Below are 23,297 nucleotides of genomic sequence, written 5' to 3'. Positions count from 1 at the left end.
GATCCCGCCGTGTCGCGCTGAAAGCCACTGACATCAGCCCTGACATCTGCCCTGCGTGCTATCAGGCACCCGAGGTGTCCTGCGCGATCTGTGGTCGGCGCGACCGTGGTCGGCACACCGGCATCGGTGATGTTCCGGCGCGCTTCGGTTGCATGCTCGCCGTCCGCGTGGACACCCTGCTCACGGGGCCTGACGGGAGCATCGCAGGGACACTGATGCCGCTGCGCGAGGCCATTCTCGCGACGAACAACGCCCAGGCCGCCCTCTCCAACTTAGAGGTCCTAACAGAAAGATCAGCAGACGAGGCGTCGCCAGCAGATGATCGCCGCGGCGAGGGTCATGAATGCTTCGTGGATGTCGTCGCGGATTTCCCAGCGGATGCGCAGGCGGCGGAACCAGTGCAGGAGCGCGATCGTCCGCTCGACCACCCACCGGTGAACGCCCAGGCCAGTGCCGTGTGGGGTGCCGCGCCGGGCGATGATGGGCTTGATACCGGTGCGCCAGACCAGGCGGCGGTACTTGTCGTGGTCATAGAATCGCCCGACTCACACGCAGCCACACCCACCATCGCGACGACCGTCGCCCCGGCCAGCCCCTCCACCCCACCAGCTTGTCCCGCCGCCCAACCCAGCTCGGCATCGAGGCCCGTCCCGACCGCAATAGCGCCCTGCTCGATGACGCCCATCAGCTCCCTCCACCCGTGATCGGCAGACTCCTCGGTCTCGCGCCGGGAACCGTCGACCGGTGGGCAACGATCCCCGGTGGGCGATGGGCCCGCTACAGCAACGTGGCAGGTCGCACACCCGACCGGGCTTGACGGGCCGCAAGGAGTCAAGAACCGGCACCGGCTCCTGTCGTGAACAGCCAGGCCGTCGAGAGCTCAGGGCCTGAATTACCCCAGCTCGTGGACATATGCGCCTTGGCTCCTGCAGGATTCGAACCCGATCACTCGAGGAGGCGGCCCTCATGCGTGAGCGGCATATGAGGTGGTCAGGACTGAGTAGAGGTGGATGACGTGGCCGAAGTGCGCGAGACGCTGCTGTCTGTCTTTGAAAGCCAGTTACGAGGCCTGGTTCCGCAGGACTTGCCATGGGGGCCGTCGTCGAGCGCGACGGGTCGCTGGTTCGCACCCACTATGGCACCCACGGGACCGTCGACCACACCGGTCCAGCCGGCGACGACCTGGCGGAGTTGATCCGTCGACTAGCAGGACCTCTTCGCCGCGCGCCACAAGCCAATCGAGTGGAAGGTTTACGCTCACGACCCCCCGCTGCTCGGCGAATCGCTGCGGGCCGCGGGGTTCGTCCCGGGGCCGGAGCGCTCCCTTCTCGTGGCTGACATCGCGGACGTTCCGTCGCCCGAAGTCCTCCGGACGGGCATGAGGGTACGGCACCCCCTCTCCGGAGAACGTGAGCGACTGCTCCGCAGGGCCGTGGCCACACCCGAGCAACGACGACCGCTCTCCGAGATGGAGGCCGACGGGACGGGATCGGAGATGGAGATCCTGGTGCTGGAGCACGACGGGCGAATCCTGGACACACTCTGGATCGAACGCGTGGGCGGCACCGACTTCGCAGCCATCGGAGGCATCACCGGCCCCCGCCGCGAACTGCTCCAAGCCGCGGCCGCCTGGGCCGAATGGCGTGATCTACGCGTGTTCCGGCCCCGTACGCCGCGATATGGGGTGCCGGTAAGAAACGTGTCATGAGCCCCAAACGGCGTTGATTTTGCTGTGACTTGCCTGGTCAATGCTGGTCGGTCATGAAACACCCCCAATGCACATCGACGATCTGGTCGAGCACTGGACGATCCTGGACGAAGAGCGCGACCTGATCGCAGGAAGCGCGACGCCACTCGACTCGGATTCGCGATCTTGCTGAAGTTCTACACGCAGCACGGCCGGTTCCCGCGCGGCCGTTCAGAGCTGCCGGACGACGTGGTCGAGCACGTGGCCAAGCAGGTCCGGGTTCCTGCCTCGGAGTTCGGCTTCTACGAGTGGTCCGGCTCCACGATCGAGTACCACCGCCATCAGATTCGTACGCACCTGGGCTTTCGTACCTGCACGACGGAGGACGCGACGAAGCTGGCGGTGTGGCTGGCCGAGGAGGTCGCGCACGCCGAGCGACGGCCTGAACGGGTCCGGGAGGAACTGCTCAAGCACCTGCGCGAGGAGCGGATCGAACCGCCGGCGCCTGGACGGGATCTCGCGGATCGTGGCCTCGGCCCTGCACAACGCGGAGGTCGCCTGGTCGGTACGGATCGCCTCCCGGTTGAGTTCCGAGACCACGCAGCGCATCTACGCGCTGGTCGGTATCGACGATGCCGGCCGCGCGGCAGCCGAGGGGCCGGTGACCGTCACGATCCCGCAGGTGAGGCGCCTTCCGAGGACGATGACGACACCGACTCCGACCTGCTGGCGTTGATCAAGTCCGCGCCGGGCAACGTGAGCCTGGAGTCGATGATGACCGAGATCCGCAAGCTGGCGGCGGCGCGCTCTATCGAACTGCCGCCCGGATTGTTCTCCGACGTGGCGCCCAAGGTGCTGACCGCCTGGCGGGCCCGGGCAGCGGTGGAGGCGCCCTCCCACATGCGCACACATCCGCGCGAGCTGACGGTGCTCCTGCTGGCGGCGCTGGTCCAGGAGCGAGAGCGGGAGATCACCGACGCGCTGGTGGAACTGCTGATCGCCACCGTGCATCGGATCAAGGCGCGGGCCGACAGCAAGGGTGACCAAGGAGCTGATCAACGCGTTCAAGCGGTGAACGGAAAGGAGAACATCCTGTTCAAGGTCGCCGACGCCGCGCTCGGCCAGCCCGACGATTCGGTCCGCCAGGTCATCTTCCCCGCCGTCAGCGGCGGTGCGGATGGTGTACGAGATCGTCACCTTCCAGGCACTGCGCGACGCCCTGCGGTGCAAGGAGATCTGGGTGGTCGGCGCCCATTCCTTTCGCGACCCGGAGGAGGACCTGCCCGCCGATTTTGCCGCGCGCCGCGTGGAGAACTACGCCGAGCTGCGCAAACCCCTGGACCCCAAGGACTTCATCGCCGAAATGCAGGCCGAACTGGAGGCCTTGGACACCGCTTTGCCCAAGCTGGACTGGGTGGAGATCAAGGACCGCAAATCCGGCGCGATCAAGCTGACGAAGATCGAGGCTGCAGACGAGCCACGGAACCTGCGCAAGATCAAGAACGAGGTGGGCCGGCGCTGGGGTTCGGTCCCGCTGATCGACATGCTGAAGGAGGCGGTGCTGCGCACCGGCTGCCTGAACGCCGTCACCTCCGTGGTGGGCGGATCCAACCTCAAGCCCGAGGTCCTGGCCGAGCGACTCATACTCACCATCTACGGGTACGGCACCAACACCGGGATCCGGGCCGTGGCCTCCGGTGGCCACGACCACCGCGAGGACGACATCCGGTACGTGCGGCGCCGCTACCTGACCCCGCAGATCGCCACCGACATCGCGATCGCCATCGCGAACGCGACGTTCACCGCTCGGGATGTGGAGTTGTGGGGCGAGGGCACGACCACCGTCGCCTCCGACTCCACGCATGTGCGCGCCTACGACCAGAACATTTTCACCGAGTGGCACTCGCGGTACGGGGGTCGCGGCATTCTCATCTACTGGCACATCGAGCGCGGGTCCATGGTCGTGCACTCCCAGACGTTGCGTGCCTCGGCCTCGGAAGTGCACGCGATGATCGAGGGCGCGGTACGGCACGGCACCACCATGAAGGTCGAGGGCAACTATGTGGATTCCCACGGCCAGACCGAAATCGGGTTCGGCGTGTCCAGGCTGTTGGGCTTCGACCTGCTGCCGCGCATCAAGCAGATCAACAAGGTCAAGCTGTACCGGGTGGAGAGCGGCGAGAGCGACCTGCATTCGCGGTTGGCGCCGGCGATGACCCGGCCGATCCGGTGGGAGCTGATCGAGCAGAACTACGACCAGATGAGTAAATACGCCACCGCGATCAAACAGGGCACCGCCTCCACCAAGGCCATCTTGCGCCGCTTTACCGAGTCCGCCTCCCACCCGACCTACCAGGCCATGCTGGAGGTCGGCCGCGCGCAGAAGACCATCTTCGTGACCCGCTACCTGCGCCTGCGCGAACTGCAGCGGGAGATCCAGGAAGGGCTCAACGTGGTGGAGTCCTCCAATGGCGCGAACTCGGTCATCTTCAACGGCAAGGGCGGCGACATCGCCACCAACCGGCGCGAGGAGCTGGAGATGAGCGTGTTGTGCCTGCGCATCCTGCAGGCCGCGCTCGTGTACATCAACACCCTGATGCTGCAGGACGTCCTAACCGAGCCGGAATGGGTCAAGCTGCTCAAACCCGCCGACCGGCGCGGACTGACCCCGCTGTTCTGGCAGCACGTCCAGCCCTACGGTGAGGTACGGCTGGACGTCGCCAAGCGCCTGCCGCTCGGCCGCACTGCGCGGGCACCGAAGGAGGGCAACCCGGCGGAGAGGCCGGAGTAGAAGTGCGCAGCAGGCGCTGCAGGGATCGTCTGGATCGGCCGTGCCGGGGCCCAGCCATGGTGGGTGGTGTCAAGGTTTCTGCCGGGAGGTGGCACGGCCGTGCTCGGGCGAACGCCCATCCGCTCCAGTGGAGGGTGTTTGCGGCGGGTGCACGGCGGGGCGCGGACGAATGCGTGCGGGTGGCAGTGATTTCGGACCCGGACCCGGGCGGTGGTGTGCGCCGAAGCGGTTCTGAAGGGAAGCGGGCCGGCGCTCAGCGGCTGCGCGATGCGGTGGCAACCACCGGCACGATGACCAGCGCCAGGATGCCGCCGCCGATGGCAAGGAGAGGGTAGCCCGCAACGGCGACGACGAGGCCCGATGCCATGCCGCCAGTGGCGCCGGCGATGGCGATGGAGACGTCGACCAGGCCCTGGGTTTTGGCGCGGGTGACCAGTGGGACGGCGTCGGTGATGATTGCGGTGCCGGTGACGAGGCCGAGGTTCCACCCTAGACCCAGCAGCGCGAGGGCCACCGCGAGCGGGGCGATGGAGTCTTCGGGGGCGTTGGCGGCAACGATTCCGGCGGCCAGCAGGGTCAGCGCGGAGGCGGCGGCGATCGTGAGGCGGCCGTAGCGGTCGACGAGCCAGCCGGTCAGGGGCGAGGGCAGGTACATCGCGCCGATGTGGATGGCGATGACAAGGCCGGAGGCGGCGGCGCTGTGGCCGTGGTCGTGCATGTAGACGGGTGTCATCGTCATAATCGCGACCATAACCAGCTGGGTGACCACCATGACCAGCGTGCCGAACAGTGCGCCCGAGCGGCGTCCTTCCCCCGCCGGGCGCGGCCGGTCGCCGACGTCGCCCTGTTGCGCGTTCGCCGCAGCGGTGTGTTCGTCCTCCAGAGTGCGGGCCAGCAGCAGCGGGTCGGGGCGCAGCCAGATGACCAGGACCAGAGCGGCTGTCGCGTAGGCGGCCCCGGCAAGAAGGAACGGCCCGGCTAGGTAGGGGATGCCGAGCACATCAGCGAGGCCGCTGGTGGGCGCGGTGAGGTTGGGGCCGACCACGCCGCCCAGGGTGGTTGCCACCAGCACGGTGGACACGGCGCGGGCACGGTGCGCGGGGGCCGCCAGGTCGGCTCCGGCGTAGCGGGCCTGCAGGTTGGTGGCCGTGCCGGCGCCGTATACGCATATCGCGATGAACAGCAGGACGGGGTTGCCGACGACGGCGGCAGCGATGACGCCCGCGCTGCCGATGGCGCCGGCGAGATACCCGGCGGCAAGGCCGGGACGGCGGCCGCGCGCCTGAGAGATGCGCCCCACCGCGACGGCCGCCAGCGCGGAACCGGCGGTGCCCAGGGCACTGAGCACACCGGCAAGGCTGGTGGCGCCGAGCATGTCCTGCGCGAGCAGGGCACCGACGGTCACGCCGGCAGCCAGTCCGGCGCCGCTGAGGATCTGGGCGGCGATCAAGGCGATCAGGATGCGGCGCTGCGCCTGAGAGCGCGGAGGGTGATCGATCAGGGCAGGAACGGGAGTCGTCACGAAGTCAGCCCCGGTCGCCCAGGTCCAGGTAGTCAAGCAGCCCAGCGGCGGTGAAAGCGCCCACCAGTTCGTCGCGGCCCTCGGTGAAGTGCGCCCAGCTGTCGTAGTGGACGGGAACCACCCGGCGGGCGTCGAGTATCTTGGCGGCCTCGGCGGTCTGGGTGCTGTCGAGGACGATCAGCGCGCCGTCGAAGAGGACGTCGAAGCGGGGAGCCCCGGCGAAGAGGATGGCGGTGTCCACTGGACTGAAGCGTTCGGCGATCTGCTTGACCAGGTCGAGCGAGGCGTTGTCGCCGCTGACGTAGACCGTGGGCAGGCCCTCCCCGGTCAGGACGAATCCGACGACTTGACCAGTTATCGGTTCGACCTCCTCGCGTGCGCCGGGCCCGTGGAGGGCGGGCACGCCCGTAACGGTGATCGTGCCGTCACCGGGACGGTCCAGCTCGATCGACTCCCAGTCGGCCAACCCCTTGGCCGCCTTGCCCAGGCGCTGCCCGCCCCCGGGCGTGGTGAGAGTCAGCGGGACGTCGGCGAGCAGTGCCCGGCCGGAGTCGTCGAGGTTGTCGGGGTGCTCGTCGTGGGAGAGCAAGACCACGTCGATCCGGCCGAGGTCGGCAGGCTCGACAGAGGAAGGTGCCGTCTTGGTCAGCCGGCCACCCGGCACATGATAGTCGCGGGGAGCGTCGAAGGTCGGGTCGGTCAGAAATCGCAGGCCACCGTATTCGAAAAGGGCGGTCGGGCCGCCGAGGACGCGGATGGGGATCTGCTCAGTGCTCGCGCTGGTACCAGCCATCAAAAGACCTCACGGATGAGAAGCGGATTATCCGTGAAGTACGGTAGCGGTGTCTCACGGATCAACGCAAGCCGTACCATGAGAGCTATGAGCAAGCTCCTGACCGCCGAGTCTGTGTTGCCGCCCGCGCCAGGGGCGGCGGACTATCTCGCCCTCGATTTTGTCAACAGCGCCATCGCGCTACCTGGTGGGCGGTTCATCGATCTTCTCGGCACTCCGGCGACGACGAATCAGTGGCTCACCGAACGCAGCCTGGCTCCGGCCCATGCCGGTGTGCAGGAAATGTGCGCGGCGCAACTGCGCTCACTGCGCGAACACCTCAGGGCGTTGTTCGCCGCCCGCGTGTCCGGGCTGCCAGCCTTGCCCGCCTCTCTGTCCGCCGTCAATGACGCGCTGAGCGGGGCCCCCACAGCCGCCCTGCTGTATTGGGACGAAAAGCATGGCCCCTATCGCTCAGCGCCGTGCCCCACCAACGCGATCCTCGACCGGGCTCTCGCGGCCCTTGCGGCCAACGCGGCCGACCTCCTCACCGGTCCAGACGCCGACCGCCTCACCCCCTGCGGGTCCGCCCCCTGCAACCGCTTCCTGCTGTGCCACGGTCGCCGCCACTGGTGCTCCACCCGTTGCGGCGACCGCGCCCGCGCCGCCCGCGCCTACACCCGACGCACCCAGTCGAAGCCCCGCTGACAGACCCCACATTTCCCGATTCAGCTGCCGGAGCATCCGACCAGAAGAGCCACGTCCAGGGGGCTAGTGGTGGCGCAATGGGCCCGGCACCGGTATCGGGAGAACGCGCTCCTCTACGCCGAGACCGGCTTGTCGGGATCGAGGTGGCGGTAGATGGTCGCGCGGCTGACGCCGAGGCGGTCGGCGATCTGCTGGACGGTGTAGCGGCGTTTGCCGTCGTCGCCCTTCATCTCGTACAACGCGCGGGCCATCTCCACGCCGTGGGCGTCCAGGGCCGGCGGGCGCCCGCCGACGCGGCCGCGCGCTCGGGCCGAGGCGAGCCCTTCCAGGGTGCCCTCGACGATGAGTTCGCGGAGAAACTCGTCGAAGGCGCCGAACATGTGGAACTGCAGGCGCCCGGACGGCGTGGAGGTGTCAATGCCCTGCTTGAGCACCAGGAGGTCGACCTCGCGCCCACGAAGGTGCGCCGCCAAGTCCAGCAGGTGGCGCAGGGACCGTGCGGCGCGTGACAGGCGGGTGATGACGAAGGTGTCGCCGGGCCGGAGGTAGTCAAGCGCCTTGTCGAGCTCAGGGCGTCGATCGATCTTCCCGGACGCCTTGTCGACGAAGATCCGGTCGCATCCGGCCGCGGCGAGGGCGTCGCGCTGACTATCGGGGTTCTGGTCCCGGGTGGACACCCGCCCGTAGCCGATCCTGCTCACCATCTCAGTGTTTCATAAACGGCCTGGATTCGGGATAGTGATACATAGTTTCCGTACGCAGGTTATGGGACATGATCGCGAGACTAAAAACCAAGGGGGAAGCTGTGTTGCCGAGCATCTCAGAAATGATCGATTTCGTACAAGATCAAACTGGGGCGTCGTCCGAGTAGCCGCTCGCTTGGGGCTCATGACACGTCTCTTACTGGCTCCCCTTGTTGACGCAGGTGGGGGAGGTCATCAAGCGCGGCATACGCGCCAGCGCTCAGCCTGGAGATCGGCTCTACCGTCTCAAGTGGCACATCAGCGGGTCCCGAATAGATCCGCTCCGTGCCGGTGAGCCAGGTCAACCACGCTGGGCAAGTGACGCCTACCTCGTCGATGAACACGTCATCCAGGTCACCGAGGACCTCAGGATGGGCACGTTCGGCAACTGGCGCGAAGCCTCGCTGTGCGTGTTCGGCGAGGAACTCCTGGCGCACGTGGACGAAGAACTGACCGCGCTGCTCGGCACCGTCCTGCGACGCGGCGGGCGCCCGACCGGCAACGTCTGGAGCTTCGGACCCTGACGACACGCTGCCAGGGTGGATTCAACCCGGCATAGGCCGATCAGTACAGCTGTCATTCACACACTCTGAAAAAGACTGTTCACCGCTACGCGGGAACGCCGACGGGGCCCGGCCGGGTATGGCACGGGCCCCGTCGGCGTTGCAGGCGTCAGTTCGTCAGCGTGAGCGGGTTGACCAGATCGGCGTAGACGAGCAGGCCCGCCATGATCATCATCACGATCGCGAGCGCGTACGTCAGCGGCAGCACCTTGGCGATGTCGACGTAGGCCGGCTCCGGCCGCTTCATCACCCTGGCGTACGCCCGCTTGATGCCCTCCCACAGGCCCCCGGCGACGTGACCGCCGTCCAGCGGCAGCAGCGGGATGAGGTTGAACAGGCCGATCGCCAGGTTGAAGCCGGCCAGCAGGTTGACGAAGATGGCGATCTTCTTCTCGGTGGACAGGTCGGAGGCGAGGATCTCGCCGCCCATGCGGCCCGCGCCGACCACGCCGACCGGGCCCTCGGGGTCGCGCTCGTCGCCGGAGAAGGCCGCGTGCCAGACGCCGACCATCTTCTCCGGCAGGTTGAGCAGCGAGCCGGCCACCCGGGCGGTCAGCTCGCCCATGTAGCCGACGACCTGGCCGAGGCTCTGCTTCTCCATGACCTCGGTGGGCAGCACACCGAGGAAGCCGACGTTCTTGTCGATCTTCTCGGGGTCTTCGAGGTTGGGCCGGTCCTGGGCGATGAGCGTGACGTCGAGCGTCATCGGCTTGCCGTCGCGCTCGATGCCGAGCTTGACCGGGCCGGCGCCGTGGGAGCGGATCAGGCGGGTGGCGTCGTCCCAGGAGCCGATCTTCTGGCCGTCGAAGGAGACCATGTGGTCACCGGGCTTCATGCCGGCCTGGGCGGCGGGCGTCAGCCGGTCGTTGGGCGCGCACTGGGCGCGCTGCTCGGAGATCGGGATCACGCAGGTGTGGGTCTCGGGCGAGACGATCGGGGCCCAGGCGGGCAGGCCGATGCCGACCAGCAGGATGCTGAAGAAGACGAACGCGAGCACGAAGTTCATCGCCGGGCCGCCGGACATGATGATGACCTTCTGCCACCACTTCTTGCGGTAGAAGACGCGGTCCTCGTCGCCCGGCCGCACCTCTTCCTGGGCGGCGTCGCGGGCCGACTCGATCAGGCCCTGCCACGGGCCCGTGGCGGTGCTCCTGAGCTTGCCCGGCTCGTCGCCGGGGCGCGGCGGCAGCATGCCGATCATGCGGATGTAGCCGCCGAAGGGGATCCACTTGATGCCATATTCGGTCTCGCCCTTGCGCCGCGACCACGCTGTGGAGCCGAAACCCACCATGTACTGGGTCACTCTGACGCCGAAGATCTTGGCCGGCACCAGGTGGCCGAGCTCGTGCAGCGCGATGGAGACCATCAGCCCGAGGAGGAAGAGGATGATCCCCACGACGTAGAGCCAGTTCATCGAGGTGTGCTCCCGGCAGACGACAGGACAGACGAAGGGTCCGACCACCCCAGAGTAGTCGAACTCGCCACACCGTACGGCTTACCGGTTCCGACGGGCATTGACAGTCCGCGATCAAGCGATCACGCTGAGATAACGACGAAGGGGGACGTCTTGATCCGCATACTGATCGCCGAGCACCTGCCCTTGGTGCGCCGTGGCCTGCTCGTCACCCTGGCGGCCGAACCAGGGCTGCGGGTCGTCGCCGAGGCCGGGCACGCCCGGGAGGTGGTGAGCGCGGCCCGGGCCGCCGAGGCCGACGTGGCCGTGGTCGATCTCGACCTGCCCGGGGAGCCGGCGGCGGGGCTGCTGGCCGCGCACGTGCCGAGGTGCCGGGTGCTGCTCCTTTCCGCCGCGCCCAACCCCGCGCAGGTGCGCGAGGCTCTGGCCGGCGCCGCGCTGGGGTTCATGAGTTTGTGCGTGCCGCCCGAGCGGCTGGCCGACGGCATCCGGCAGGTCGCGGCCGGGCGGCGGGCCATCGAGGCCGAGCTCGCCGTGGCCGCGCTGCAGTGCGCGACCAACCCGCTGACCCGGCGGGAGCTCGACGTGCTGCGGGCCGCGGCGGGCGGGGCGCGTTCGACGGAGATCGCCGACGAGCTGTTCCTGTCGGTGGGGACCGTACGCAATCATCTGTCCCGCATCATGTGCAAGACCGGAGCGCGCAACCGGCTGGACGCGGTGCGCATCGCCAGCGACTCCGGCTGGTTGTAGGCGGCGGACGGATGGGCTCGGGCCTGTGCGGGACCCGGTGGAGCCGCGCCGCTCCGCCGGGACCCGAACACGTAGAGCCTGTCAGCCGTACGCACCCGCTGCCAGTGAACGCCGTCACGACCGCACCGTGTAAAAGGTCACGGGTCGGGGCGGCTCAAGGACGCCAGATGAGCACCAGCGCGCAGTCGTCGTTGTGCCCCGAGGCCATGGCGTTGACCAGCGCCCTGGCGCCGTCGCGGAACCCCGAGGGCAGCAGCCGCTCGGCCTCGCCGAGCAGCCGGTCGAGCCCGGCGTCGATGTCGCGCCCCGGCTGCTCGATCAGCCCGTCGGTGTAGAGCAGCAGCGCGTCGCCCCGGCGCAGGGTGCCGCTGTCGGGCTCGCAGTGCAGGTCGGGCACCACGCCGAGCACCACGCCCTTGGCCGTGGCGACCTGCCAGTTGCCCGTGCCCGCGTCGAACTTGACCACCGGCGGATGACCGGCCGAGGTGATCGTGTAGTCGCCGGTGTCGAGGTCGAGGCGTACGTGCACCGCGGTCACGAAGCCCTCGTCGCCGCGCTGCCGGTGCAGGTAGGCGTTGCACGCGGGCAGGAAGTCCCCGACCGAGCCGAGCAGCCCGCCGAACGTGCCGGACAGCAGCAGCGCCCTGGTGCCCGCGTCGACGCCCTTGCCGGAGACGTCGACCAGGGCGATCTCGACCGAGTTGCCGTCGCGCATGGAGACCAGGAAGTCGCCGCCGAACGACGAGCCGCCCGCCTGCTTGAGCACGACCTTGCCGCCCCAGTCCTTCGGCAGCGGGGGCAGCTCGCCCTGGCTCCTGAGCCGGTCGCGCAGCTCCAGCAGCATCGCGTCGCCGCGCAGCCCCTGCACGCCCAGTTTGCCCCTGGTGCGGGCCATCAGCACGGCGAGCACGGTGGTGAACACGATCGTCACGGTGAGCCCCAGCCCGACCCGGCCCGCGCCCAGGTTGACCGCGATGTAGCCGAGCGCCACCCCTACTCCGACGAGCAGCTTGACCAGGCTGCCCAGCCGGAGCTGGAGCCCGCCGATCAGCGTGACCAGGATGAGCAGGGCGGGTGAGAACCACTCGGTCGACACCTCGGCCGCGAGGAACCCGATGACGAGCGCGAGCACGATCAGGGTGATGAGCAGGTTGCGGTCGCGGGCCAGCAGCACCCTCCGGACGAACCGGACGACAGGCACCAGGAAGGGCACCCGTATCAGGGCCGCACGGACCCGTGGCGGGATCAGCGGCGCTGGTCGGGAACTCATGATGCGCCTGACTGTATCGGTCTGACCCCTGTTTGGGCAGCCCACTTGACCAACGCCTTGATCATTAAGCACGGATATTGGGTGGCCGTCCCCCTTTGCCCGCTCCTACCTTGGACGGATGACGTATCCGATCCGTCCGATTGATGAATCAGAGTGGCCGGCCTACACGCGGGTGCTCGAGGAGGGGTTCGGCTGGACGCCACACCCCACGCAGGCCGAGCGGTGGAAGGCCGAGACCGAGTTCGACCGTACGCTGGCCGTCTTCGACGGCGATCAGATCGTCGGTGTCACCGGCATCTACAGCCTCCCGATGACCGTTCCCGGCGGGCAGCTCCCCGTGGCGGGGGTGACCGCGGTCAGCGTGCTTCCCTCGCATCGCCGCCGCGGCGTCCTGTCCGCGATGATGCGCAGGCAGCTCGACGACATCCGTGAGCGCGGCGAGTCCGTGGCCGCCCTCTACGCCTCCGAGGCCCTCATCTACGGCAGGTACGGCTACGGCCGGGCCTCCAGCGAGCTGTCCTTCCAGATCGACACGCGGCGCTCGGCGTTCGTCCCCGGCGCTCCTTCCGACCCGTCGCTGCGGCTCAGGGTGGTCAAGCCCGCCGACGAACGGGCCGAGCTGGAGAAGCTGTTCGCCTCCGTCGTCCCCCGCCGCCCCGGCCGTTACGAGCGCAACGCCCACTTCTGGAACGGCCTCCTGGCCGACGAGGAGGCCGACCAGCACGGCGCGGGGCCGTGGCGCTCGATCCTGGCCGAGGACGACCGGGGCGTGCGCGGCTACGCGCTGTTCCGGATCAAGTCCTCCTGGGACGACAACGGCATCCCGAACGGGACCGTGAAGCTGCAGGAGCTGGAGGCGGCCGACCCGGCCGCCTACGCCCTGCTGTGGCGCAGCGTGCTGGACCGCGACCTGGTCTCCAAGGTCCAGTCGGGCGGCAGGCCGGTGGACGACCCGCTCATCGCGCTGCTCGCCGACTCCCGGCAGCTGCGCGCGAGCTGGGCGGACGAGCTCTACGTCCGCCTGGTCGAGGTCGGCGAAGCGCTGTCCGCGCGGTCGTACAGCACGCCCGTCGACCTGGTGATCGAGGTCGAGGACGAGACGTGCCCGTGGAACGCCCGGCGCTGGCGCCTCACCGCCGGCTCTTCGGGCGCCGAGTGCGTGCCGGTCGAGGACCAGCCGGACGTGACGCTGCCGGTGGTCGCGCTGGGATCGGCGTACCTCGGCGACGGCCTGCTCGGCCAGCAGCTCGACGCGGGGCTGCTGCGCGAGCACACCGTGGGCGCCGTCCGCGGGCTGGCCACCGCCATGGCGTGGAGCCCGAAACCCTGGGCGGGCATGACCTTCTGACGTCGCGGTCCGTGACGTAGGCTCGACGGCATGGCGTTGCAAAGCCTGCAGATCACGGCCGTCGTGGCCATGCGTGCCCGCGATGTCTCCAAGCCGTCGAAGGAGCAGCAGGAGGCCGCCGACCGGCGGCCTCTGCGCGACGAGATGCCCAGGCGCGACCCCAAGCGCAAGGGCTAGGGAAGCGAGGGCAGCTGGCCGATCGTCTCGTAGGCGGCCAGCTGCGCGATGCGCCTGCTGTGCCGCTCGCTGCCGGAGAACGACGTGGCCAGGAAGACCTCCACGAACCGGGTGGCGTCCTCGGTGGAGTGCATGCGCGCGCCGACGCTGACGACGTTGGCGTTGTTGTGCTCACGCGCCAGCTGGGCCGTCTCCTCGCTCCAGGCCAGGGCCGCGCGGATGCCGCGCACCTTGTTGGCGCCGATCTGCTCGCCGTTGCCCGACCCGCCGATGACCACCCCCAGGCTGCCGGGGTCGCCGGCGACGCCCTCGGCCGCGCGCAGGATGAACGCCGGATAGTCGTCCTCGGCGTCGTAGACGAAGGGACCGCAGTCGGTCACCTCGTGCCCGTGATCCTTCAGCCAGGACACGAGGTGGTTCTTGAGCTCATAGCCGGCATGGTCGGCACCGATGTAGACACGCACCCGTCCAGTCTTCCACAGCGCCGCGGATCGGGCTCGCCGACAGGGGTAAGGACCGCTAACCTTGTCGAGTCCTTACGCAAGCGAAAGCAGAGATTCATGCGAGAGATCCGTGTCGTCGGCGACCCGGTCCTGCGCACGCCCGCCGAGCCGGTGACGGACTTCGACCGCGAGCTGCGCCGGCTGATCGACGAGATGTTCCAGGTCATGTACGCGGCCGACGGCGTCGGCCTGGCCGGCCCGCAGATCGGCGTCTCACGGCGGCTGTTCGTCTACGACATCGCGGGACGCAAGGGGCACCTGGTCAATCCGCTGCTGACCGTCGACGACCCCGAGGAGGTGCCCGACCAGGAGGGCTGCCTGTCGGTGCCCGACCGAGGGACGGGCCGGCCGATCTACGCGCCCGTGGCGCGGGCGGCGGGCGTGACGGTCGAGGGGCTGGACCGGTTGCAGCGTCCCGTGCGCGTCAAGGCCCGCGGCTCGCTCGCGCGCTGCTTCCAGCACGAGACCGACCACCTCGACGGCAGGCTGTTCGTCGATCGCCTGCCGCGAAACGAGGCGCGTACCATCCTGCTGCGGGCATAGCGTGGCCGGGTGAGCGTACTCTCCGGCAAGGGCGCGTTGGTCACCGGCGGTTCCAGGGGCATCGGCAGGGCCGTCGTGGAGCGGCTGACCGGCGACGGCGCGGACGTGGTCTTCTGTTACCAGCACGCGGAGCAGGCGGCCGAGCGGGTCGCCGCGGCGACGGGCGCGCACGCCGTGCGGGCCGACCTCGGCAGCAGGCAGGACCTCGATCGGCTGTTCGCCGAGGCGCAGGCACGGCTGCCCGGGATAGACATCGTGGTCAACAACGCCGCCACCGTCGAAGGGCAGAAGACCTTCGACGCGATCACGGACGACGACTACGAGCGGGTCTTCGCGGTCAACGCCCGTTCCGTCTTCCTGGCCATCCAGTGGGCGGCGCGGGTGATGCGCGACGGCGGGCGCATCATCAACATCTCCTCGCTCAACACGCGGATCCCCGCGCCGGCCCTGGCGCTCTACTGCGGCAGTAAGGGAGCGGTGGAGCAGTTCAGCAAGGTCGCGTCGCGGGAGCTGGGCGGGCGGGGCATCACGGTCAACGTGGTCTCCTCCGGCGCCACCGACACCGACATGCTCAGAGCCGCCAACCCGCCCGAGGCGCTGGAGACGACGCCGGCCTACACGGCGCTGGGGCGGCTCGGCCGGCCCGACGACATCGCCGCGGTGGTCGCGTTCCTCGCCGGTCCCGACGGGCGGTGGGTGACCGGGCAGAACGTGCTGGCCACCGGCGGGCTGTACCTCTGACCGGGGGCGCGGCGCGCGGCCGCGCCCTCCGGTGATGGCCGCTCGGTGGCCGTTCAGGGGCCGTTCAGGGGCCGTTCAGGGGCCGTTCAGGGGCCGTTCAGGGGGCCGCTCGGTGCGGTCAGAGCTGGAGTGACTTGACTTCGAGGTACTCTTCGAGGCCCTGCTCGCCGAGCTCGCGGCCCACGCCCGACTGCTTGTAGCCGCCGAACGGCGCCAGCGGGTTGAACCGGCCGCCGTTGACCGCCACCTGGCCGGTACGCAGCCGCCTGGCCACGTCGAGCGCGCGTTCCTCGGTGCCTGCCCAGACGGCGCCGGCCAGGCCGTACCTGGTGCCGTTGGCGATCTCGACCGCCTTGTCCTCGCTCGTGTACGGGATCAGCGACAGCACCGGCCCGAAGATCTCCTCCTGCTCGATCGTCATGCCCGGCTCCACCGCGGCGAACACCGTGGGCTCGACGTAGTAGCCGCGCTCGTGCGGCCGCTCGGTGCCGCCGGCCACCAGCCGGGCCCCTTCCTCCTGGCCCCGGTTGATGTAGTGGACCACCCGGTCGCGCTGGGCCGCGGACACCAGCGGCCCGATCTTGGTGGAGTCGTCGAAGGGGTCGCCGACCCGGTAGCCGCGGGCGGCCTGGACGGCCAGGTGGACGGCCTCGTCGTACTGGTCGCGCTGGACGAGCATGCGGGTCTGCGCCGAGCAGGTCTGGCCGGCGTTGACGAAGCAGTTGGCCACGCCGACCTTGACCGCCAGCGCGAGGTCGGCGTCGGGCAGGATGACGTTGGCCGACTTGCCACCCAGTTCGAGCGCGACCCGCTTGACCGACTCCGCGGCCAGCGCGGCCACCCGGCGGCCGGCGGCGGTGGAGCCGGTGAAGGAGACCATGTCCACCGCGGGATGGGCCGCCATCGCCTCGCCGACGACCGGCCCCCGGCCGCTGACCAGGTTGAACACGCCCGGCGGCAGGCCCACCTCGTGGAAGATCTCGGCCAGCGCGTACGCGGCCAGCGGCGCCACCTCGCTCGGCTTGAGCACGACCGTGCACCCGGCGGCCAGGGCGGGCGCGACCTTGCACACGATCTGGTGCAGCGGGTAGTTCCACGGGGTGATCGCGGCCACCACCCCGATCGGCTCCTTGACCACCAGCGAGTTGCCGACGCGGGCCTCGCGCGGGTATTCGGCGGCGAGCGCGGCGTAGGAGGTCAGGACGCTCACCGGCATGAGTGTCTGCACTCTGAGCGCGAAGGCCAGTGGCGCGCCCATGTCGGTGGCGATGATCCCCGCCACCTCTTCTGATCGCTGTTTCAGCAGATCGGCGGCGTCGGCGAGAAGTTTCGCCCGTTCGGTGGAGGCCGTCGCGGACCATTCGGGGAAGGCTCGCGCGGCGGCGCCGGCCGCCGCTTCGACATCGTCGGGGACACCCGCGGGCACCCAATCGATGATCTCTTCGGTGGCCGGGTTGACGACCTCGATGGAGTCGTCCGATGCCGAAGCGGTCCAGGAGCCGTCGATATACAGCTGACGCATGGCCCCATCTTGACAGTGCGCCACGCCTGAGGGCGAGGGCTCATCCTGAGTGAGGGATAAGCCCTTTCCTCCGCGGCCTGGTTTTCTTCCCCTCGGGGATCAGTCGAACTGCGGGCGCCTGGTGCGGGTGCGCTTCAGTTCGAAGAAGTCGTCGAACTGCGTGACGGCCAGGACGCCGTCCCACAGCTTGCCCGCGTCGTCGCCGCGCAGGATCCTGGTGATGACCGGCCCGAAGAAGGCGTTGTCGCCGACGCGGATGACCGGGGTGCCGACCTCCTGGCCGACCAGGCCGATGCCCTCGTCGTGGGAGGCGCGGATGGTGGCGTCGTACTCCTCGGAGTGCATGGCCTCGGCCAGGCTCCGCTCGAGGCCGGCGTCGTCGAGCGCGCCCTCGATGACCTCGCGCAGGCGCTCGGGCTCCTTGCTCAGGCCCTGGTTGTGCAGGCGGGTGCCGAGCCCGGTGTAGAGCTGGCCGATGACGTGCTCGCCGTGCTTGGCCGCGGCCGCGGCGATGACCCTGACCGAGCCCATGGCCTTGGCGGCGCGCTCGAGGTAGTCGGCGGGTACGTCTTTCTCCTCGTTGAGGAAGTAGAGCGACATCTGCCGCCAGCGCGGCTGGATCGGCCGGACCTTCTCCACCTCCAGCAACCAGCGCGAGGTCACCCACGCGAACGGACAGGAGGGGTCGAACCACAGGTCCACGGGAATCTTCTCTGTCATGTCTGCCCGTAACCTGAGGTGGTTCGGGTCCTATTCCCGGCATGGCAGGATACGGACAACCCCGACGAAGTGGTGAAAAGGAGCGCAACTTGGCAGGCAACCTGACCCGGGACGAGGCTCGTGAGCGCGCCCGGCTGTTGAAGGTCGAGTCGTACGAGGTCGCACTCGACCTGACCGAGGGAGAGGAGCGCTTCGAGAGCGTCACGACGGTCCGGTTCACCAGCACCCGGCCGGGCGAGTCCACCTTCATCGATCTGCACGGGGCCACCGTCCGCAAGGTCACGCTCAACGGCGACGACCTCGACGTGTCGGCCTACGACGCCGAGCGGGGCCGCTTCCCCCTCTCCTCGCTCGCCGAGTCCAACGTGCTGGTCGTCGACGCCGACTGCTCCTACATGCGCACGGGCGAGGGCCTGCACCGCTTCGTCGACCCGGTCGACCAGCAGGTCTACCTGCACAGCCAGTTCGAGACGGCCGACGCGCACCGCATGTACGCCTGCTTCGACCAGCCCGACCTCAAGGCCACGTTCCAGCTCACGGTGCTGGCCCCGGCCGGCTGGGAGGTCGTCTCCAACGCCGCCGCCTCGCAGGTGACCGAGCTGCCCGAGCAGGCCGGCCGGCACGGCACGGTCCAGGCGGCCAGGCGCTGGGAGTTCCCGGCCACGCCGGTGCTGTCCACGTACATCACCGCGCTGGTCGCCGGGCCCTTCCACAAGGTGACCTCCGAGCACGACGGCATCCCCCTCGGCGTCTACTGCCGCGCGTCGCTGGCCGAGCACCTCGACGCCGACAACATCCTGGAGGTCACCCGCCAGGGCTTCGACTTCTTCCACCGCGTCTTCGGCGTGCGTTACCCGTTCGGCAAGTACGACCAGCTCTTCGTGCCCGAGTTCAACGCGGGCGCGATGGAGAACGCGGGCTGCGTGACGTTCCTGGAGGACTACGTCTTCCGCTCCAGGGTCACCGACGCGGTCGTCGAGCGGCGCGCGGAGACGATCCTGCACGAGATGGCCCACATGTGGTTCGGCGACCTCGTCACCATGCGCTGGTGGGACGACCTGTGGCTGAACGAGTCGTTCGCCACCTACATGTCCGTGCTGGCGCAGGCCGAGGCGACGCGGTGGGGCAAGGGCGCGTGGACCACGTTCGCCAACGTGGAGAAGTCCTGGGCCTACCGCCAGGACCAGCTCCCCTCCACCCACCCCATCGCCGCCGACATCCCGGACATGCAGGCGGTCGAGGTCAACTTCGACGGCATCACGTACGCCAAGGGCGCCTCGGTGCTCAAGCAGCTCGTCGCCTATGTCGGCCTGGACAACTTCCTGGCCGGGGTACGCGACTACTTCGCCGAGCACGCCTGGGGCAACACCGAGCTGAAGGACCTGCTCACCGCCCTTGAGCGGACCTCGGGCCGCGACCTGTCGTCCTGGTCGAAGGAGTGGCTGGAGACCTCCTGGGTCAACACGCTGCGGCCGGCGTTCGAGGTGTCCGGCGGGCGCTTCACCAAGTTCGAGGTGCTCCAGGAGGCGCCCGCGGACTATCCGACGCTGCGTTCGCACCGCGTCGCGATCGGCCTCTACGCACTGGCTGACGGCAAGCTGACCCGGACCAAGCGGGTCGAGCTGGACGTGGTCGGCGCCCGTACGGACGTGGCCCAGCTCGTCGGCGAGGAGCAGCCCGACCTGGTGCTGCTCAACGACGACGACCTCACCTACGCCAAGATCCGGCTCGACGAGACCTCGATGCGGACGCTGGTCGAGGGCGGCATCGCCGCGTTCACCGAGTCGCTGCCGCGCGCGCTGTGCTGGTCGGCGGCCTGGGACATGACCCGCGACGGCGAGATGTCCACCCGCGACTACGTCAAGCTGGTGGTCTCGGGGGCGGGCACGGTCAGCGACATCACCGTGCTGCAGGCGGTGCTGCGTCAGGCGCGCATGGCGGTGCAGCAGTACGCCGACCCGGCCTGGCGGCCCGAGGGGCTGGCGCTGCTGTCCGCCGAGCTGCGCTCGCTGCTCGGCTCGGCGCAGCCGGGCTCCGACCAGCAGCTCGCCTACCTCCAGGCGTTCGCGCAGGTGGCGGGCGCCGACGAGGACCTGACCCTGCTGGAGCGGATCCTCGACGGCACCTCGGTGCCCGAGGGGCTGAGCGTCGACACCGACCTGCGCTGGAGCCTCGTGCACGCGCTGGTCTCCGGCGGCCGGCTGGCCGAGGCCGGCATCGACGCCGAGCTCGAACGGGACCCTACGGCGACGGGTGAGCGCCAGGCCGCGCTCTGCCGGGCCGCGCTCCCGTCCGCCGAGGCCAAGGCGGCGGCGTGGGAGCGGATCGTGGGCGGCAAGCTGGCCAACCACATCGCCCGTACGACGATCGGCGGCTTCCAGGACCCGCACCACGCCGAGCTGCTGGCGCCGTACCGCGAGAAGTACTTCGCGGAGGTGGGCCGAATCTACCGCGAGTGGACGTTCGACCAGGCCTCGACGTTCGCCGTCGGGTGTTTCCCCTCGCTGCTGATCGAGCCGGAGACGGTTCAGGCGGCGCAGGACTTCCTGGCCGGGGAGCAGCCGCCGCAGGCGCTGCGCCGGCTCATCCTGGAGGGCGCCGACGGCGTCAGCCGCGCTCTGCGCAACAGGGAGAAGGACGCCGCTTCCGGCTGATCTCATCCCTGATCACGCATCCGATCGGCCCTCGCGGGAACGCGGGGCCGATCGGCTGCGCGGACTTGACGTGGGCATCCTGGGCGCGGTGTTAGCCTCGAAACCGTGCTAGGCCAGGGGACCACCCTCAACGACCGCTACGTGCTCGGCGACCGCCTCGGCGGCGGGGGCATGGGCGAGGTCTGGCGTGCCGACGACACGGTTCTCGGGCGTACGGTCGCGGTCAAGGTGCTCATGCCCGCGCTCTCCGAGGACCCGAGGTTCACCCAGCGCTTCCACAACGAGGCCAGGGCCATGGCCACGCTCAGGCATCCGGGCGTGGTCGACGTCTACGACTACGGCACCTGTGACGTCGCCGGCCGCCAGGTGAGCTTCCTCGTCATGGAATACGTGCAGGGCGAGTCGCTCGACCGCGTCCTGCGGCGCGGCCCGCTGCCGGTCGAGACGACCATGCGCCTGGTGGCGGAGGTCGGCGACGCGCTGGCCGCCGCGCACGCGCAGGGCATCGTGCACCGCGACGTCAAGCCGGCCAACCTCATGGTCAGGCCCGACGGCGGGGTGGTGCTCACCGACTTCGGCATCGCCCACTCGGCCTCGGCCGGGCAGCTCACGGCCACCGGGACGATGTTGTGCTCGGCCGGCTACTGCGCTCCTGAGATGGCCACGGCCAGCGACGTGACGCCGGCGGTCGACGTCTACGCGCTGGGCGTGGTGGCGTACGAGTGCCTGAGCGGGCATCTGCCGTTCCAGGGCGACACTCCCGTGCAGATCATCTTCAAGCACCTCAACTCCCCCATCCCGCGGCTGCCCGGCGACGTGCCGCCGGGGCCGCGGCAGGTGGTGGAACGGGCGCTGGAGAAGGCGCCAGACGCGCGCTGGCAGACGGCGCCGGAGATGGCCCAGGCCGCGCGCCAGGCGCTGAGCGCCCCCGACACGCTGCCCATGCCGCGCAGGCGGCCCGTGACGCGGGCGGCGCTGACCATCACCGCCGCCGTGGCGGTGTCGCTGGCCGTGGCGGGCTTCGTCTGGCTGCGGCCCTCGGGGCCGGCCGCCAGCGAGGAGGTGCCGCCGCCGGTGATCGGCAGCACCACGATCGAGTTCACCCCCGCCTCGCCGCCGGTCACCGGCCGCGACCTGACCTCGCCGCCCCCGGTCAAGCGCACGGCGGTGCCCAGGCCCACTCGCTCCGCGCCCGTGGCGACGACGTCGGCGCCCACCACGCCGGCCGAGCCCACCACCACCACGCGGCCGGGTACGACGCCGCCCACCACGCCGGCCACGACGGAGCCCGAGGAGCCGACGCCCGAGCCGACCACGCCGGGGCCCGAGGAGCCGACCGCCGAGCCCACGGTCACCCGGCCGCCCGGCGAGATCCAGTGCATCCGCGCTCCCTGCCCGGGTTGATCGGCTCAGGACGCCCAATGTGTCCGGGCTGGTGGCAGGGACGTCGCCGGCCTTGGCGGCGGTTCTGGAGGGCCGTGCCCGACACCGACATCCCTGGGCCACATGTCCTTGTCCGGTCGCCGATCGTGAGAAAGTCGTCGCGTGGACTCGACTCGTGACCTGTTCATCGCCCTCGCCCGCCGTTACGCCTTCGCCGATCTGGGCGCGCTCGCGCCGGACGACGAGATCGCGGAGGTGTGCGAGTTCGGGCAGCGGTTGCTCTCGCTCGACGCCGAGGACTTCGCGGCCGAGGCCCGGGTGGTCCCCGCCGACCTGCGGCGGCGCGCGCGGGCCTGCCACATGCCGCAGACGCCGCGCGAGCAGCCGCGCGGGGCGCTGGAGTCGCTGCGGCCCGCGTACGGGCTGCTGCTGGAGGTCATCGCCGTACGGTGGCACCGGCGCGAGCTGAGCCCGATGATCGCGGCGGTGCACATCGCCAGCGAATACCTGCCGCTGCTGGCCTTCGAGCCGCAGCTCGGTCACGCCGGCGACCCCGCCAGGTGGCCCGCGGGGCTGAGCGCGTCGGGGAGCAGGTTCGGCGTGATCGGCGACCGGGAGTGCGACCACACCAAGTCCGAGCAGTCGGCCACGAACCGGACCCTGCGCGTGTCCGGGGAGCCGGCGGAGGGTTGGCGGGCCTACTTCGACCGGCAGCACAGCCAGGTCGCCGGGGCCGTGGCGGTGTGTGTGGCGACCTGCCGCAACCCCTGCACGGCCATGGACTGGATCGATCCCGAGCCGCGCGCCGACCTGCAGTCGCGGGCGCGCACGGCGCTGGCCTTCGCCGAGACCCCGCTCGTCCGGCTGCGCCACGCCGCCCCCGTGGGCCACGGGTTCGGGGTGCCCTCGCCCGAGGAGGTGCTCGACGCCTGGGAGCGCAGCCGGGCGACGCTGGACAAGAACGCCGTCGGCACGGCGGCGCTGAAGGACGACGGGTTCCCGCTGCCCGGCCTGCCGTCGCTGTTCTCGGCCGTGGCCGACGCCCCGATCGAGCCGGCGTCGCTGCTGGCCGGGGTGAGCGAGCACGTCGTACGCCTGCTCGAACGGCACTGACGGGCTAGCGGCGGGCGGTCGCCTGTTCGCCCAGGGCGGCGATGCCGTACAGCAGGCCGCCGATCAGGTCGCCCACGCTGAACGCGGTGGCCATCGACATCGCGGTCAGCCGGCACGCGCTGTCGCTCAGCCGCCGCCGCGCGTCTTCGCCCGTGACGATCTCCAGCCCCCGGCCGGCCAGGTCGATGAAGATCACCACGGCGCGGTCCGCCTCCTCGCCGAGGGCGGCGTGCAGGCGTTCGGCGAAGTGGCGGCGCCCGCCCACCGGCTCGCCGATGAAGACGCCGAACCGCAGCCCGCTGCGGCGCTCGGCGGTGTGCAGCGCCTTCCTGACGTCGTCCGCCTGAGCGGCGGTCAGTCCCTTCATGCTCAC

At 69.9% G+C, this 23,297-nt stretch carries 22 protein-coding genes and 2 pseudogenes; 13 read left to right on the top strand and 11 right to left on the bottom strand.

The features are described from left to right. Positions 1–293: 293 nt before the first annotated feature. Positions 294–539, bottom strand: a pseudogene (locus OIE67_RS55355) (IS5/IS1182 family transposase); the annotation flags it as partial. Between the two features lie 839 nt (positions 540–1,378). On the opposite strand from OIE67_RS55355, the gene OIE67_RS05495 reads away from it, so the two are divergent. Beyond that, entirely contained in the window at positions 1,379–1,708 is a 330-nt protein-coding gene (locus OIE67_RS05495; protein WP_326637265.1) for a hypothetical protein, read from the top strand. Between the two features lie 165 nt (positions 1,709–1,873). Beyond that, positions 1,874–2,134: pseudogene (locus OIE67_RS05490) on the top strand (DUF4158 domain-containing protein); the annotation flags it as partial. A 162-nt stretch (positions 2,135–2,296) separates the two neighbouring features. Here OIE67_RS05490 and OIE67_RS05485 read toward each other — a convergent pair. Continuing rightward, complete coding sequence (locus tag OIE67_RS05485) at positions 2,297–2,884, bottom strand: hypothetical protein (protein ID WP_326637263.1); 588 nt, start codon at positions 2,882–2,884, stop codon at positions 2,297–2,299. Between OIE67_RS05485 and OIE67_RS05480 the strand changes: the two genes are divergently transcribed. Beyond that, positions 2,865–4,478, top strand: coding sequence for a transposase (locus tag OIE67_RS05480; RefSeq protein WP_326637261.1), 1,614 nt, complete (start codon positions 2,865–2,867; stop codon positions 4,476–4,478). The genes OIE67_RS05485 and OIE67_RS05480 overlap by 20 nt on opposite strands. 253 nt (positions 4,479–4,731) lie before the next feature. Here OIE67_RS05480 and OIE67_RS05475 read toward each other — a convergent pair whose 3' ends face one another. Continuing rightward, positions 4,732–6,000 carry an MFS transporter gene (locus OIE67_RS05475; protein ID WP_326637259.1) on the bottom strand — a complete coding sequence of 423 codons (1,269 nt, stop codon included), beginning with the start codon at positions 5,998–6,000 and terminating at the stop codon, positions 4,732–4,734. Positions 6,001–6,004: 4 nt separating this feature from the next. After that, positions 6,005–6,793: an MBL fold metallo-hydrolase gene (locus tag OIE67_RS05470; RefSeq protein WP_326637257.1), complete on the bottom strand. Its 789-nt coding sequence runs from the start codon at positions 6,791–6,793 to the stop codon at positions 6,005–6,007. A gap of 87 nt (positions 6,794–6,880) precedes the next feature. On the opposite strand from OIE67_RS05470, the gene OIE67_RS05465 reads away from it, so the two are divergent. Then, positions 6,881–7,480 carry an ABATE domain-containing protein gene (locus tag OIE67_RS05465; protein ID WP_326637255.1) on the top strand — a complete coding sequence of 200 codons (600 nt, stop codon included), beginning with the start codon at positions 6,881–6,883 and terminating at the stop codon, positions 7,478–7,480. A 113-nt stretch (positions 7,481–7,593) separates the two neighbouring features. Here the strand turns inward: OIE67_RS05465 and OIE67_RS05460 are convergent, their stop codons facing one another. Continuing rightward, a complete protein-coding gene (locus OIE67_RS05460) occupies positions 7,594–8,184 on the bottom strand; it encodes a recombinase family protein (protein ID WP_326637253.1) in 591 nt (196 codons plus the stop codon). Positions 8,185–8,405: 221 nt separating this feature from the next. On the opposite strand from OIE67_RS05460, the gene OIE67_RS05455 reads away from it, so the two are divergent. Then, entirely contained in the window at positions 8,406–8,747 is a 342-nt protein-coding gene (locus OIE67_RS05455) for a DUF2716 domain-containing protein (RefSeq protein WP_326645228.1), read from the top strand. 148 nt (positions 8,748–8,895) lie between these two features. Here the strand turns inward: OIE67_RS05455 and OIE67_RS05450 are convergent, their stop codons facing one another. Then, positions 8,896–10,200, bottom strand: coding sequence for a M50 family metallopeptidase (locus OIE67_RS05450; protein ID WP_326637250.1), 1,305 nt, complete (start codon positions 10,198–10,200; stop codon positions 8,896–8,898). 153 nt (positions 10,201–10,353) lie between these two features. Here OIE67_RS05450 and OIE67_RS05445 point away from each other — a divergent pair, with 153 nt between their 5' ends. Beyond that, on the top strand, positions 10,354–10,950 hold the full coding sequence (locus tag OIE67_RS05445; protein WP_326637248.1) for a response regulator transcription factor: 597 nt from the start codon (positions 10,354–10,356) through the stop codon (positions 10,948–10,950). A gap of 154 nt (positions 10,951–11,104) precedes the next feature. Here OIE67_RS05445 and OIE67_RS05440 read toward each other — a convergent pair whose 3' ends face one another. After that, complete coding sequence (locus OIE67_RS05440) at positions 11,105–12,220, bottom strand: PP2C family protein-serine/threonine phosphatase (RefSeq protein ID WP_326637246.1); 1,116 nt, start codon at positions 12,218–12,220, stop codon at positions 11,105–11,107. Positions 12,221–12,338: 118 nt separating this feature from the next. On the opposite strand from OIE67_RS05440, the gene OIE67_RS05435 reads away from it, so the two are divergent. Both OIE67_RS05435 and OIE67_RS05430 read left to right on the top strand, forming a co-directional pair. Beyond that, positions 12,339–13,568: a GNAT family N-acetyltransferase gene (locus OIE67_RS05435; RefSeq protein WP_326637244.1), complete on the top strand. Its 1,230-nt coding sequence runs from the start codon at positions 12,339–12,341 to the stop codon at positions 13,566–13,568. Between the two features lie 30 nt (positions 13,569–13,598). Continuing rightward, on the top strand, positions 13,599–13,745 hold the full coding sequence (locus OIE67_RS05430; protein ID WP_181307332.1) for a hypothetical protein: 147 nt from the start codon (positions 13,599–13,601) through the stop codon (positions 13,743–13,745). Here OIE67_RS05430 and OIE67_RS05425 read toward each other — a convergent pair. Then, positions 13,742–14,209, bottom strand: a complete 468-nt coding sequence (locus OIE67_RS05425; RefSeq protein WP_106238366.1) for a ribose-5-phosphate isomerase — start codon at positions 14,207–14,209, stop codon at positions 13,742–13,744. The two genes, OIE67_RS05430 and OIE67_RS05425, sit on opposite strands and share 4 nt — an antisense overlap. 96 nt (positions 14,210–14,305) lie before the next feature. Here OIE67_RS05425 and def point away from each other — a divergent pair, with 96 nt between their 5' ends. Together def and OIE67_RS05415 are read left to right on the top strand one after the other, a co-directional pair. Continuing rightward, the gene (gene def / locus OIE67_RS05420) at positions 14,306–14,791 is read left to right on the top strand and encodes a peptide deformylase (protein ID WP_326637240.1); all 486 of its coding nucleotides are present in this window, start codon (positions 14,306–14,308) and stop codon (positions 14,789–14,791) included. 9 nt (positions 14,792–14,800) lie between these two features. Continuing rightward, positions 14,801–15,532, top strand: coding sequence for an SDR family oxidoreductase (locus tag OIE67_RS05415; RefSeq protein WP_326637238.1), 732 nt, complete (start codon positions 14,801–14,803; stop codon positions 15,530–15,532). A 118-nt stretch (positions 15,533–15,650) separates the two neighbouring features. Here the strand turns inward: OIE67_RS05415 and OIE67_RS05410 are convergent, their stop codons facing one another. After that, entirely contained in the window at positions 15,651–17,054 is a 1,404-nt protein-coding gene (locus OIE67_RS05410; RefSeq protein ID WP_326637236.1) for an aldehyde dehydrogenase family protein, read from the bottom strand. A gap of 99 nt (positions 17,055–17,153) precedes the next feature. Then, on the bottom strand, positions 17,154–17,774 hold the full coding sequence (locus OIE67_RS05405) for a mycothiol-dependent nitroreductase Rv2466c family protein (protein WP_106238375.1): 621 nt from the start codon (positions 17,772–17,774) through the stop codon (positions 17,154–17,156). A gap of 89 nt (positions 17,775–17,863) precedes the next feature. On the opposite strand from OIE67_RS05405, the gene pepN reads away from it, so the two are divergent. The 3 genes from pepN to OIE67_RS05390 all read left to right on the top strand — a co-directional run bounded on the left by pepN (position 17,864) and on the right by OIE67_RS05390 (position 22,924). Continuing rightward, positions 17,864–20,428 (top strand): aminopeptidase N, encoded by a 2,565-nt coding sequence (gene pepN, locus OIE67_RS05400; protein ID WP_326637233.1) that lies wholly within the window; start codon positions 17,864–17,866, stop codon positions 20,426–20,428. A gap of 105 nt (positions 20,429–20,533) precedes the next feature. Next, positions 20,534–21,832: a serine/threonine-protein kinase gene (locus tag OIE67_RS05395; protein ID WP_326637231.1), complete on the top strand. Its 1,299-nt coding sequence runs from the start codon at positions 20,534–20,536 to the stop codon at positions 21,830–21,832. A gap of 141 nt (positions 21,833–21,973) precedes the next feature. Next, complete coding sequence (locus OIE67_RS05390) at positions 21,974–22,924, top strand: hypothetical protein (RefSeq protein WP_326637229.1); 951 nt, start codon at positions 21,974–21,976, stop codon at positions 22,922–22,924. A gap of 4 nt (positions 22,925–22,928) precedes the next feature. On the opposite strand, the gene OIE67_RS05385 is transcribed toward OIE67_RS05390, so the two are convergent. Further along, complete coding sequence (locus tag OIE67_RS05385) at positions 22,929–23,291, bottom strand: DUF5130 family protein (protein WP_146178141.1); 363 nt, start codon at positions 23,289–23,291, stop codon at positions 22,929–22,931. Positions 23,292–23,297: the final 6 nt, after the last annotated feature.

It is taken from the genome of Nonomuraea fuscirosea (assembly GCF_035917475.1).
GTDB classification, from domain to species: domain Bacteria; phylum Actinomycetota; class Actinomycetes; order Streptosporangiales; family Streptosporangiaceae; genus Nonomuraea; species Nonomuraea fuscirosea.
Note: the sequence above shows the minus strand (reverse complement) of the source record. Positions and strands in the feature narration are given on the sequence as shown.